This window comes from Rhodococcus rhodochrous (assembly GCF_014854695.1).
Taxonomy (GTDB): Bacteria; Actinomycetota; Actinomycetes; order Mycobacteriales; family Mycobacteriaceae; genus Rhodococcus.
This window is the reverse complement of record NZ_CP027557.1, coordinates 450155-462889: the sequence shown is the minus strand read 5'-3', so window position 1 is coordinate 462889 and position 12735 is coordinate 450155. Positions and strand designations below refer to the sequence as shown.

The following is a 12735-nucleotide window of genomic DNA, read 5'->3' as shown; positions in this document are numbered from 1 at the left end:
TGTGTCCGTAGCGCTCGATATCGCGCGCACGACCGACACTGGAACGAAGGTGCCCCGATGGATTTCCCGGTTCTCGTCAAGGGGCAGAACATGCCGCTTCCGACAGATGTCTCGCAAGTCGACATCGTCCTGGGCTGGACGGAAGCGGACACCGAGGTCGATGCCTCGGCGTTGCTCCTCGCGGATTCGGGCAAGGTGAGGTCCGACGCGGATTTCGTCTTCTACAACCAGCCGGAATCGGCCGACGGTTCCGTCCGTTTTCTGGGGAACGGAGCGACGGAGGAAGGCGCGCAGGCACGTATCAGCATCGATCTCGCGACGGTGCCCGACGATGTACACACGATCGCCTTGGCAGGAAGCCTCTACGGCGGCACCTTCGGCGACCTCGGCAAGCTGACCCTGCGGGTCGTGGATCCGACAGGTCGCCCCGTGGCCGAGTACATCACTGCGGACGCGAACACCGAATCCGCATTCGTGTTCGGCGAGGTCTACCGCCGGGACAGCGTCTGGAAGGTCCGTGCGATCGGACAGGGATGGGCATCCGGTCTGGCCGGACTGGCACAGGACTACGGCGTGGAGGTGGACGACGCCACCGAGGACGACGCCACCGAGGACGACGACCGGACTCCTCCCTCGACGACTTCGGTCTCGTCAGATGAGGAAATCACCGTTCCTCCGCAGACTCCCGAGCCCGCTCCTGCCGCGACGACCGCCACTCCCGCACGAAAGCAGTCCGGCGTACGTACGACCAAACGAGCTGCCCGGAAGCCGAAGCCGATCACCTTCTCCCAAGCCGAGCAGGAGAGCTGGCAACCCGCGCGCCTCTTCTCCGTAGCCGGAATCGGTGCGGGTGACGAACAGGAACGTCGAGCGACTTCCGCGCTCGTCGCGACCATGCAGGCAGTGCCCCCGTTCGCTCGTGCCGTGTGCCTTCGTCTCGGCGCTCCCGCCGGCGCTTTCGAGGGTTACTTGGAGGTGCCGTACGAGCGAGGTGAATCGCGGGTGGTACCCGATGCGGTACTCAAGGTCGCGCGAGGAAACCGACGGTGGACGGCCCTGGTCGAGGTGAAGACGGGCAACGGCAAACTCAAGCGTGAACAGCTCGAGAACTACCTCGATGTCGCGCGTCGCAAGAAGTACGACGTCGTTGTCAGCATCTCCAACGACATTCCCGCCTCTGCAGGGGAACTGCCCGTCGCAGTGGACCGGCGCAAGCTCACCAAGGTCTCGCTTCGGCACATCGCATGGGCGGAGATCGCTCACGAAGCACGCATGGTGCTGTCCCACGGCGAACTGGAGAGCGATCTCCAGGACTGGATCCTGCGTGAGTTCCTGCGCTATATCGATCACCCTCGCAGTGGGGTCTCGGAATTCGTCGATATGGGACGCCACTGGGTCGCTGTTCGCGACGCCGTCACCGCGGGCACACTCCGGGCCGGTGACTCCAAGGCGCTCGCCGTTGCGAGCACCTGGGTCGCGTTGGCTCGCCACCTGGCGCTCCGGTTCACCGCAGAACTCGGCGTCCCGGTGACACATGTGCTGCCGCGCCGCTTCGCGACCGATCCGGACGCACGGAACGCCCACGTCGCCGACCGCCTCGCGACCGACGGAGTCTTCGAAGCCGTGCTGCGAATTCCGGATACCGCAGGTGATCTCGTGGTCTCGGCGGACCTGCGTACCAACAAGGTCCGCTGTCGCACGACCGTCGATGCACCTGACGAAGGGACATCACGCAAGCGGGTGTCGTGGCTGGTCAAGCAGTTGAAGACCGCACCTGGGAACGTGCAGCTCGAAGCGGTGTTCTCCGAGCGTGGCAACGAAGCGTGTGAACATCTCGACACCGTGCGTACCGACCCTCGAGTCCTCACCGAGGGTCGCGCCGGCGACATCGTGTCCTTCACTCTCGAGCAGACGTTCCCGCTGGGCAGCCGCCGCTCGTCCGGTACCGCGACCGGCTTCATCACGAGCGTGACGTCGTCGGCCGACGCCTTCTACGGCGAGGTGGTGCAGCCGCTACGGGTATGGGTTCCCGCCGCTCCTCAGCAGACGGAGCAGCCGGGACCGTTACCGATGGACTCCGACGAGGACTGATTCATCGTTCGTCGACGATCAGGGCAGCAGGCGGTCGAGGAACCGGTTGCTGAACACCCGATGCGGGTCGTACTGCTCGAAGGCCGCGAGCGCGGCGTCCCAGCCCTGCCCGGACGGCAATCCGGTGCGGTACATGGCCGGCACCGTGTCCCCGAGGAAACCGGGGTCGCGGTAGCCGCCCTGATCGTCGAACGCCCAGCCCTTCGACCACTCGGACCGGAAGGTTGCATAGTCGCCCGAATAATGGGCGGCCATCCACTGCTCCATCTCGCGGAAGAAGGCCGGCATCCCGGCCGTTCCGGGGATCGAGACCACGTTCATCCAGATCGCGGTGTCCCAGTCGGGCCGGTCGGGGCGGGGACGCACCGGCGACAGGTCGGGCACCCCGGCGGCGTCGACGAGCACCTCGTCGGCGTCGTCGACCTTGCACAGACGTACCTCGAACGGCATGTTCACGGGGTACTGACCGAGCGAGGCGTAATGCGTCATCCGCTCGTGCAACCACGTCGTGAACTCGTTGATGACGCGGGCGATGTTGTCGCGTCTCGTCACGACGACACCGCCACCGGCGACCACGCGCAGGGTCGCGGCGCGCAGGTAGAACAGCAGGTCCTTGGACCAACCCCACAGATCGTTCGTGCCGGTCGCTGCGAGTCCCGCGGCCACTGCACCGAACTGCGACGCACCGAAGGCCGGTGTGACGCCCTGGGCACCGCGCACGACCTGGCCGAGCAGGTCGGTGAGTTCCTCGGGCAGGCTGTCCGAGAAGTAGTAGTTGTACGGGCCCTGCACCTCACGGGAGGCGGCGGGCTTCTCCGGGGAGACCGACCAGATCTTGAGCCAGGGCGTCTCGGTGAAGGGGAACCAGATCGCCTCGACCCGCCCGTGCTCCTCGACGTAGCGCTCGAAGGTGCGTCCCGGCGAGCCGGGCGGTGCGAACAGTTCGCGCCACGGGATGTCGGTGAAGCTCTGGCAGCGCACCCGGTAGTTCGCTCCGGCCTGCAACGTCACGGAGGTGACGAAGGTGCGTCCGAGGTGGGCGAGCAGGGGTCCGATCTCCGGGTCGGCGCGGCGGAACTCGCGGAGTTCGTAGGCACCGGCCGACGGGTTCCACACCACGGCGGTCAGGGCCAGGACGAGATTGGACAGGGAGCCGAACGACTGGCCGGGGATCACCGTCTCCCCCGCTGCCGGATAGGTGGCGCCGTGGGCACCGATCGACAGTGCCCCTGCGATGGAGATGTCGCCGATGGCGGGCGAGTTGGCCCAGCCGAGTCCGTTGGCTTCGAGCGCGGTGAGGATCGCTTCGATGCTCGCGCCACCGCCGGCCGTCACGCGCGGAGGTGCGGCGCCCGCGTCGACGACGACCTGGTTCAGCTGCGACATGGTGTCGACCAGCACGACGTTCTCGATGTCCTGCCCGGCCTCGAGGGTGAGCGGACTCCAGCTGTGCATCGATCCTCGGGGACGGATCCGGAAGCCGTGGGCGTGTGCCCAGTTCGCGAGGCGGACGACGTCGTCGGCGGTGCGCGCGGTCGCGGTCCACACCGCGTCGAACCGGATGGTCTTCGCCCAGTTGACGAACTGTTGCTGCGAGAGCGGGATGTCGGCCGGGAAGTCCGGCGGCGCGGGGATCGTCGCGGCCGGGTCGCCGAGCGGTACCGCACCCGCGAGCGTCCATCCCGTGCCTGCAAGGACGGCTGCTCCCGCGGCTGCTCCGAGAAGACCGCGACGGCTGAGGGTGGGACCAGAGGCTCGAGCGCTCACGAGGGCGGGTTCCGTTCTGTTCTGCGGGCACGGACTCCGCAAAAATAGAACAAGTTCTTTTTATTCTCCAGTGCCGCTACCGGTGTGCGGCGCCCTCGCTCCAGAACGACAGACCCGACGCCTCCAACGTGCCGAGGATGTGTTCGGGAGCTCCGTCGACCGACCAGACCGCCATCGCGACCGCCGCCACGGTGAGGGCCGGACCGAGAATGCCGAGCTCGAACGGGCCACCCGCACGGATGGACAACGCCGACGGCAGCTTGATCTCCCACCAGCGCGACCCGCGCCAGGGCACGAACGGAGCGAGGAAGGGGATGCCCTCCTTGGTGATGGCGTCGCCGAGACAGTGCGTCGCGCATCCGAGGGCCACCGCGACCCCCAGGCCCGTCGACGCGACCTCCTGCGGGAACCACGTCCACGACAGGATCGACAGCACTGCCGCGCTCAGGGTGACGACCACCCACCCACGCTTCTTCGCCCACGACCCGAACAACCCGCGCAGTGCGAGACCGAGAGTGACGAACAGGACCCCGATGATCGCCTCCCGGCCGAAGCTCGCGACGAGCGCCGAGACTCCGGCGCCGAGCAGCGCCGCGAACAGCGCGGTGTGCGTCATGGTGCGGTGCCCGCCGCGCCGCTTCCGGTCGCGGCTGCCCTTGGTGAGCGAGTAGTAGCCGAGCGAGACCGCGTCGATGCCCTTGGCGAAGGCCTGGCTCACGGGCCCGAACGACCTCGCGACCGTCGACTGGGCCGTGTCGAGATCCGGAAGCAGGGCCGCCCCCGAACACACCGCCGCGAAGGCGAAGGTCTCCGCGGTGGATGCGGGTGCACCCCAGTCGGGAGGAAGCAGATCGGCGACGACGAGCCCCACCAGCGCCCCGGATACTGCATGGGTAGGACCCATCACCATGTCGGACAACACCTTTCGACGAACAAGCGCGAACCCGACCCCGCGTGACGACGCCGGCCCGGATCTCCAACCTAACAACCACAGCCGACACAGCTGTCACACGCGTGTTCGAACAGCCGATATGTTCGACAGACGCCGGCAGGGCCGCCCACCGGAGAGGTGGACGGCCCTGCCGTCTGTGCCGGATTCCTCGTTTGCGAGGAAGATGGAGTTGTTGCCGTCGGATGGAGGGAGAGCGACATGGACACCACGCTGATCGTGCTGGCGCTGGCAGCCCTGATCTACTGGTGGGGACTGCTCTGATCCCGCCCCATCTCCCCCGGTGACGGGTCAGGCTCCGGCGCGCACGCCCGCCTCGACCCGCTTGCCGAGCTCCTCGTCGACATTGCGCCAGTACTCGAAGATCCGCTCGTAGAGCGCCTCCGAGGTACCGCCGAGGACGTGTCCGACGATGTTGTTCACGAGGCGTTCGCGTGCCGCGTCGTCCATCACGTCGCGGACGAGGGTGCCCGCCTGACCGAAGTCGTCGTCCTCGGGATGCTGCACGTATCCCGCACGCACGGCCTCGGTTCCGAAGTTCCACAGACCTTCGTCACCGGCCCGCTCGGGATCGGCGTGCGGACCGCCGAAGCTGTTCGGTGCGTAGACCGGGGTCTGCGGATCGTTGAAGGTGTAGGCCATGTTGCCCTCCTTGCTGTAGGAGTCGACACGGGCGGCCTTCGCGGAGTTCACCGGCAGCTGGGCGTGGTTGACGCCGATGCGGTAGCGGTGGGCGTCGGCGTAGGAGAACACGCGGCCGAGCAGCATCTTGTCGGGCGAGAAACCGATGCCCGGCACGACGTTCGACGGGGCGAACGCGGCCTGCTCGATCTCCGCGAAGAAGTTGCGCGGGTTGCGGTTCAGCGTCATGGTGCCGACCTTGATCAACGGGTAGTCCTTCTGCGACCACACCTTGGTCAGGTCGAACGGGTTGAACCGGTAATTCTCCGCCTCCGCGACCGGCATGATCTGCACGTGGAGCGTCCAGCTCGGGAACTCGCCGCGCTCGATCGCCTTGTAGAGGTCGGCGCGGTGGTAGTCGGGATCCGAGCCGGCGAGGCGGTCGGCCTCGTCCTGGGTGAGGAACTCGATGCCCTGGTCGGTCTTGAAATGGTACTTCACCCAGAAGCGCTCACCGTCGGCGTTGATCCACTGGTAGGTGTGCGAACCGAAGCCGTCCATGTGGCGCCACGTGCGCGGCAGGCCACGGTCACCCATCAGCCAGGTGACCTGGTGTGCCGTCTCGGGGCGCAGGGTCCAGAAGTCCCACTGCATGGTGTGGTCGCGCAGGCCGGAGCCGGGCAGACGCTTCTGCGAGTGGATGAAGTCGGGGAACTTGATCGGGTCCTTGATGAAGAAGATCGGCGTGTTGTTGCCGACGAGGTCGTAGTTCCCGTCCTCGGTGTAGAACTTCAGGGCGAAACCGCGCGGGTCGCGCCAGGTGTCGGGGCTGCCCTGCTCACCGGCGACCGTCGAGAAGCGTGCCAGCATCTCGGTTTTCGCGCCCGGCTGGAACAGCTTCGCCTTCGTGTAGGCGGAGACGTCCTCGGTGACGACGAGCTCACCGAACGCGCCGGCGCCCTTGGCGTGCACGACACGCTCGGGCACCCGCTCGCGGTTGAAGTGTGCGAGCTTCTCGACCAGGTAGTGGTCGTGGAGCAGGATCGGTCCCTGGGTACCCGCGGTCAGCGACTCGTTGTCGCTGGCGACGGGGATACCGACATTGTTCGTGGTGTAACGGGCATTCGTCATGATGACCTCCGAATACGTGTGTTCCGGGTCTCGGGACACGAAGCCGGTGGTTCGGCCCGCGGAGGGACCGGACCACCGGTGAAGCGAGTGGGCGCTAGTCGGCGCGACAGTCGGGGCACAGGCCCCAGAAGGTGACCTCTGCTTCGTCGATGACGAAGCCGTGGTCGTCGGACGGCGTCAGGCAGGGTGCGGCCCCGACGACGCAGTCGATGTCGACGACCGCGCCGCAGGCGCGGCACACGAGGTGGTGGTGGTTGTCGCCGATGCGGGTTTCGTACCGCGCGGGTGATCCGGCCGGTTCGATCCGACGGAGCAACCCGTTCCCCACGCATGCCTTGAGTACGTCGTACACGGCCTGCGTCGACACCGAGCCGAGTTCGTCGCGCACGTGGGCGGCGATTCCGTCCGCATCGGAATGCGGATGCTCGGCAACGGTTCTCAGTACGGCAACGCGGGGAGCGGTCACCCGCAGACCCACGGAGCGCAGTTGCTCCTTGGGGTCGAAGTGATGCTCGTGTCCTTGTTGCATGACACCAAGTATGCCCCTTTTCTGGAATAAGTCAAGAAAAGGATCGATGCGGCGCTGACCTACATGCGCGACACGACTCGCGACGCGCCCGTGGACATCCGCCCGGAGGTGATGACGATGCCGTGGTGGGTGCCCGGGCGCAGCCAGCGGCTCAGCGTCGGTCCCTCCGCCGCGACGGTCACCCGCGCGTAGCGGAACTTCCCCCGCAACCGGGCGGTGGCACGTTCGACGGCGCCACCGGGGATCGGCTGGGCGAAGGTCAGCCCACCCGCGATCGGCAGTTCCGGACCCTTCGGCGCGGCCGAGGTGGCCACGCTCCATCGGGCGCCGGTCGCGGAGAAGTCGCCGAGGACGTCGCCGTCGAACTTCGCGAGCACCTTCGGCAGCTTCCAGTGCTCGCGACCACCGTGCACCGACGGCTCGGAGTCGACGGCGATGAACGGCACCGCCATCGCCGGGATCAGGCCACGACGCAGCACCGGGCTGGCCAGCACCTCGCGGTACGGCCCGACCGGCGAGTCGAGATAGTCGACCATCATCGCGAGCGTGATGGGCAGGATCGCGCCGGTCGGCCCGTACTGGGCGGCATCCGGGGTGCTGCGATGCCACCACAGGGTGGCCCGCACGGCGGCCGGCCAGGGTGGTGGCGGCGAGACCGGATAGTCGGTGCGTTCGTCCTCGCTCTCAGGCACTGTCCAGAGCACGGGCGCTCTCCTTCCGAACGGGGGTGATGGGCAGTCGCAGCGCCGCCGGAGCCTCGACGGGCACGGCCGGTCGCACGGGCGGCACGGGCTGCACGGGTTCGTAGGCCGACCCCAGCGGGGGGCGGTTGTCCTTCTCCCCCTTGTTCGGCCACAGCGCCAGCGCACGTTCGGCCTGCGCGGTGATCGTGAGGGACGGGTTCACGCCGAGGTTGGCGCTCACCGCGGAGCCGTCGACGACGTGCAGACCCTCGTGTCCGTAGACCCGCAGGTACGGGTCGACGGTGCCGGTACGCGGCGAATCGCCGATCGCGCATCCGCCGAGGAAGTGCGCGGTCATCGGGATGTTGAACAGATCGGCGATCGAACCGCCGGCGTCACCGTCGATCTTGTCGGCGACGCGGCGAACCGCCTCGTGGCCCACCGGGATCCACTCGGGCGGCGGGGTGCCCGGTCCCTGCTTGCTGGTCAGGCCGCGGCCGATCGGCGTGCGCCGGGTCGCGAGCTCGAGCGAATTGTCGTCGGTCTGCATCACGAGAGCGATGACCGTGCGCTCCGACCAGTTCCGCACCGACAGGGAGCGGAGGAAGGCAGCGGGATTCTTCGCGGCGACACCGAAGAACTTCAGCAGTCGCGGCATCCGCGTGCCACCGTCGACGAGCAGCGCCTGCAGCAGGCCGATCAGGTTGCTGCCCTTGCCGTACCGCACCGGTTCGATGTGGGTGTGGTCGTCGGGGTGGAAGGACGACGTGATGGCCACACCCTGCGTGTAGTCGACGACGCGGTCCTGCGCGGTCGCGGCGAGCACCGCCTCGGAGTTGGTGCGCACCACGGTGCCGAGAGCCGGCGACAGGTTCGGCAGGTCGCCGGTTTCGCGGCTCGCGAGCAGCAGGCGCGCCGTGCCGTAGGTACCGGCCGCGATCACCACCTGGTCGGCCGTGAAGATCTTGCGGCGCTTCCTGATGCCGTCGGTGCTGCGGGTGTGGACCTCGTACCCGCCGCCGGCACGGGGCACCACACGGGTCACCGTCGTGAGGGCGTGGATGTGCGCGCCGGCCTTCTCCGCGAGGTAGAGGTAGTTCTTGACGAGCGTGTTCTTCGCTCCCACACGGCAACCCGTCATGCAGCTGCCGCACTCGGTGCAGCCGGTGCGGTCGGGGCCGGCTCCGCCGAAGAACGGGTCGGGCACCGTCTTACCGGGTTCGTCGAAGAACACACCGACCGGGGTGGTCGTGTAGGTGTGGCCGACACCCATCTCGTCGGCGACCTGACGCATCACCTCGTCCGCGGGCGTGGTGCTGGGATTGGGACGGACGCCGAGCATCCGTGCCGCCTGGTCGTAGTACGGGGTCAGTTCCGCTTCCCAGTCGGTGATGTGACCCCACTGCGGGTCGCGGAAGAAGGGCGTCGGCGGCTTGTACAGGGTGTTGGCGTAGTTCAGCGACCCGCCACCCACACCCGCTCCGGCCATGACGAGCACGTTGGGCAGCAGGTGCATGCGCTGCACCCCGTAGCACCCCAGCTGCGGAGCCCACAGGTACTTGCGCAGCCGCCAGCTCGTCTCGGGCAGCTCGTCGTCCTCGAAGCGCCGCCCGGCCTCGAGAACTCCTACCTTGTATCCCTTCTCCGTGGCGCGCAGTGCTGCCACGCTGCCGCCGAATCCGGATCCGATGACGAGGACGTCGTAATGGGTCATGCGCTCGCTCCTGCCGTCGCGCGGTACTCGGTGTAGCTCTCCGGGTCGAACTGCTTGGTCCTCGCCCGGTACTGCCACGTGAAGGTCGGCCACATCACGGAGTTGCGGCCCTTCTCGTCGATGTACCAGCTGCTGCAACCACCCTGGTTCCAGACCGTGTTGTTCAACGCCGGGTCGAGATCGGCGGTGTAGCGGCGCACCGCGTCGTCGCGCACCTCCACGGCCGAGATTCCGCGACGCTCCATCGTGCGCAGCGCGTCGGAGATGTAGTTGGCCTGCGATTCGAGCATGTACACGATCGAGCTGTGGCCGAGATTGGTGTTGGGGCCGTACATGAGGAACAGGTTGGGGAAGCCGGGCACGGTGATACCGAGATAGGCCGAGGGGCTGCCGTCCCACGTCTCGGCGAGGGTGCGGCCGTCGCCACCGCGGATATGATGCGCGACCGGCGGTTCCGTCGGCGTGAAACCGGTACCGAAGATGATGGTGTCGACCGGATACTCGGTGCCCTTGTCGTCGACGACACCGTTCTCGGTGACCGCCGCCAGACCGGAGGACACCACGTCCACCTTCGGGCGGGTGATGGCCGGGAACCAGTCGTTGGACAACAGGATCCGCTTGCAGGTGATCGCGAAATCGGGGGTCAGGCGCTTGCGCAGTTCGGGATCGCGCACGCTCTTGCGCAGCACCCGGCGAGCCCGGACCTCGAACAGCGGCAAGAAGTACTTGCGGGCGAAGGACTTCGTCATGCCGACGACGTAGATCTCCTTCTGTCCGTACACGAATCCGCGCATGAGCTTCTGGGCCACGGGGAAGCGCCGGTAGAGCGTGCGGACCGACCGCGCGATGACGTGGTCGTGCTTGGGCATCACCCAGGAGGCGGTGCGCTGGAACAGCGTGAGATGTTCGACGCGGTCGACGATCGCCGGCACGAACTGGATGGCAGACGCTCCGGTACCGATGACGGCGACACGCTCACCCGTGAGGTCATGGTCGTGATCCCATTCGGCCGAGTGGAACTTCTTGCCGCGGAACAACTCCAGGCCGGGAACCTTCGGGTATGTGGGTGTGGAGAGGGCGCCGGTCGCGGCGACGAGCACGTCGGCGGTCAGGTCGCCGCGGGAGGTGGAGATCCGCCACACGGCACGCTCGGCGTCCCACTGGGCCTCGCGCAGTTCGCATCCGAACATCGTCCGGTCGGTCACGCCCTGCTCACGTGCCACACGGCGAAGGTACGCGTAGATCTCCTCCTGGGTGCCGTGCGCTCGCGACCAATCGGGTTCTGGCGCGAAGGAGAACGAGTACAGCGCGCTCGGAACATCGCATGCGGCACCGGGATAGGTGTTCACGCGCCAGGTTCCGCCGACGTCGTCACCGCGCTCGAGGACGAGGACGTCGGCGTCGGGGTTCTCGCGCAACAGTGTTGCAGTCATACCGATGCCGCCGAAGCCCGCGCCGACGACGAGCGTGTGCACGTGATCGGGAAGCAGTGCGAGACTCATTTCATCACCAGCGCCTTCCAGACCGGGAGCAGGCGCTCCCGGAATTCTCGATCGGATTCGGGGGTACGCATCAGGGCCGAGACGGCGAAGCCCCGGGCGATTTCGATGCTGAGGTCGATGTGCTCGGGCGAGACCCTGTCGCCCATGATCTCCAGGCAACCCGTGCGGAGCGCGTCCGACACCTTGCGTTCGAGCGGGATCATCGCCTCGTGCAGGGACGAATCGGTCCGCGCCGCGACCCACAGTTCGAGCGCTGCGGCGAAGAGCGGGCCGGAGAAGGCGTCCATGAGCGCTTCGAAGCCGTGCTCCGGGTCGGGTCGTGTCTCGAGGATCTCCTGCAGCCGCTTGTCGACGAGGTGCTCGACCGCCGCGACGACGAGGCTCTCCTTCGTCGGGAAGTGGTGGAGTTGGGCGCCTCGCGAGACTCCGGCACGTTTGGCGATGCCCTGCGTGCTGGTTCCCGAATAGCCGTGCTCGACGAGCGAGTCGACCGCGGCGTCGAGCAGCTTGGCTCGCGTCGCGGCTGTGCGTTGCGCCTGGGTGCGACCACCGTTCGGCGCAGTGTCCTGGATCACGCTTCGCAGCGTAACGGGAAAACAACAAACAGTCCAGACTGCTTGTAAATATTTCGGGCCTACCGGATCAGGCCCGAAACGCGACGGAGCGGGTGGACCCGAAGAGGTCCACCCGCTCCGCCGAGCAGGTCCGAAGAGCCTTAGACGAGCAGCTCCGCGATCTGGATGGTGTTGAGAGCAGCGCCCTTGCGCAGGTTGTCGCCCGAGACGAAGAGCGCGAGACCGCGACCCTCCGGAGCACCCGGATCCTGGCGGATGCGGCCCACGAGCGAGACGTCGTCGCCTGCTGCGGCGAGCGGGGTCGGCACGTCGACGAGGCGGACGCCCGGAGCGTTCGCGAGCAGCTCCTGCGCACGCTCGACCGACAGCGGCCGCTCGAACTCGGCGTTGATCGACAGCGAGTGGCCGGTCACGACGGGAACGCGCACGCACGTGCCCGACACGAGCAGGTCCGGCAGGCCGAGGATCTTGCGCGACTCGTTGCGCAGCTTCTGGTCCTCGTCGGTCTCACCCGTTCCGTCGTCGACGATCGAGCCGGCGAGCGGCACGACGTTGAACGCGATGGGCGCGACGTACTTGTTCGGGGCCGGGAAGTCGACGGCGTCGCCCGCGTGGACGAGCTTGTCGGCCTCGTCGGCGACGGCACGCACCTGGCCGACGAGTTCCTCGACGCCCGCCAGGCCGCTACCGGAGACCGCCTGGTAGCTCGACACGATCAGGCGCTGGAGCCCTGCCTCGTCGTGCAGCGCCTTGAGCACCGGCATCGCGGCCATCGTGGTGCAGTTCGGGTTGGCGATGATGCCCTTCGGCGGGTTCTTCACCTGCTCCGGATTGACCTCGCTCACGACGAGCGGGACCTCGGGATCCTTGCGCCACGCCGACGAGTTGTCGACGACGATCGCCCCGGCGGCCGCGAAGCGCGGAGCCTGCTCCTTGGAGAGAGTGCCACCGGCCGAGAACAGCGCGATGTCGATGCCCTTCAGATCCTCGTCGGAGGTCGCCGCGACGTCCTCGACCACGATCTCCTCACCGCGGAACGGCAGCTTCTTACCGGCCGAGCGGGCCGACGCGAAGAACCGAACCGTGTCGGCCGGGAAGTTGCGCTCCTCGAGGAGGGTGCGCATGACGATACCGACCTGCCCCGTGGCGCCTACGACTGCAATGGTGGTCACG

General features: G+C 67.5%; 10 protein-coding genes. 1 reads left to right on the top strand and 9 read right to left on the bottom strand.

Annotated elements, in window-relative coordinates; translation table 11 throughout:
- The first annotated feature begins 57 nt into the window (after nt 1-57).
- A complete protein-coding gene (locus C6Y44_RS02065; RefSeq protein WP_159416881.1) occupies nt 58-2091 on the top strand; it encodes a TerD family protein in 2034 nt (677 codons plus the stop codon).
- An 18-nt stretch (nt 2092-2109) separates the two neighbouring features.
- Here the strand turns inward: C6Y44_RS02065 and C6Y44_RS02060 are convergent, their stop codons facing one another.
- From C6Y44_RS02060 to C6Y44_RS02020, 9 genes are all read right to left on the bottom strand, one after another.
- Nucleotides 2110-3858, bottom strand: coding sequence for a cholesterol oxidase substrate-binding domain-containing protein (locus C6Y44_RS02060; protein WP_159416882.1), 1749 nt, complete (start codon nt 3856-3858; stop codon nt 2110-2112).
- Nucleotides 3859-3934: 76 nt separating this feature from the next.
- On the bottom strand, nt 3935-4768 hold the full coding sequence (locus C6Y44_RS02055; RefSeq protein WP_159416883.1) for a metal-dependent hydrolase: 834 nt from the start codon (nt 4766-4768) through the stop codon (nt 3935-3937).
- Between the two features lie 330 nt (nt 4769-5098).
- Entirely contained in the window at nt 5099-6559 is a 1461-nt protein-coding gene (locus C6Y44_RS02050; protein ID WP_159416884.1) for a catalase, read from the bottom strand.
- A 94-nt stretch (nt 6560-6653) separates the two neighbouring features.
- Complete coding sequence (locus tag C6Y44_RS02045; RefSeq protein ID WP_159416885.1) at nt 6654-7088, bottom strand: Fur family transcriptional regulator; 435 nt, start codon at nt 7086-7088, stop codon at nt 6654-6656.
- A gap of 59 nt (nt 7089-7147) precedes the next feature.
- Nucleotides 7148-7780 (bottom strand): acetoacetate decarboxylase family protein, encoded by a 633-nt coding sequence (locus tag C6Y44_RS02040; RefSeq protein ID WP_159419060.1) that lies wholly within the window; start codon nt 7778-7780, stop codon nt 7148-7150.
- Nucleotides 7773-9485 (bottom strand): FAD-dependent oxidoreductase, encoded by a 1713-nt coding sequence (locus tag C6Y44_RS02035; RefSeq protein ID WP_192378616.1) that lies wholly within the window; start codon nt 9483-9485, stop codon nt 7773-7775. Before C6Y44_RS02035 ends, C6Y44_RS02040 begins: the two co-directional genes overlap by 8 nt.
- Nucleotides 9482-10987 carry a flavin-containing monooxygenase gene (locus tag C6Y44_RS02030; protein ID WP_159416887.1) on the bottom strand — a complete coding sequence of 502 codons (1506 nt, stop codon included), beginning with the start codon at nt 10985-10987 and terminating at the stop codon, nt 9482-9484. Before C6Y44_RS02030 ends, C6Y44_RS02035 begins: the two co-directional genes overlap by 4 nt.
- Entirely contained in the window at nt 10984-11562 is a 579-nt protein-coding gene (locus tag C6Y44_RS02025; protein ID WP_159416888.1) for a TetR/AcrR family transcriptional regulator, read from the bottom strand. Before C6Y44_RS02025 ends, C6Y44_RS02030 begins: the two co-directional genes overlap by 4 nt.
- Before the next feature lie 140 nt (nt 11563-11702).
- Nucleotides 11703-12734: an aspartate-semialdehyde dehydrogenase gene (locus C6Y44_RS02020; protein ID WP_159416889.1), complete on the bottom strand. Its 1032-nt coding sequence runs from the start codon at nt 12732-12734 to the stop codon at nt 11703-11705.
- Nucleotide 12735: the final 1 nt, after the last annotated feature.

Bases quoted from the DNA above. Each gene is read 5' to 3' on its own strand.
- C6Y44_RS02055 (WP_159416883.1), bottom strand. From the start codon at position 4,768: ATGGTGATGGGTCCTACCCATGCAGTATCCGGGGCGCTGGTGGGGCTC.
- C6Y44_RS02045 (WP_159416885.1), bottom strand. From the start codon at position 7,088: ATGCAACAAGGACACGAGCATCACTTCGACCCCAAGGAGCAACTGCGC.
- C6Y44_RS02035 (WP_192378616.1), bottom strand. From the start codon at position 9,485: ATGACCCATTACGACGTCCTCGTCATCGGATCCGGATTCGGCGGCAGC.
- C6Y44_RS02065 (WP_159416881.1), top strand. From the start codon at position 58: ATGGATTTCCCGGTTCTCGTCAAGGGGCAGAACATGCCGCTTCCGACA.
- C6Y44_RS02030 (WP_159416887.1), bottom strand. From the start codon at position 10,987: ATGAGTCTCGCACTGCTTCCCGATCACGTGCACACGCTCGTCGTCGGC.
- C6Y44_RS02050 (WP_159416884.1), bottom strand. From the start codon at position 6,559: ATGACGAATGCCCGTTACACCACGAACAATGTCGGTATCCCCGTCGCC.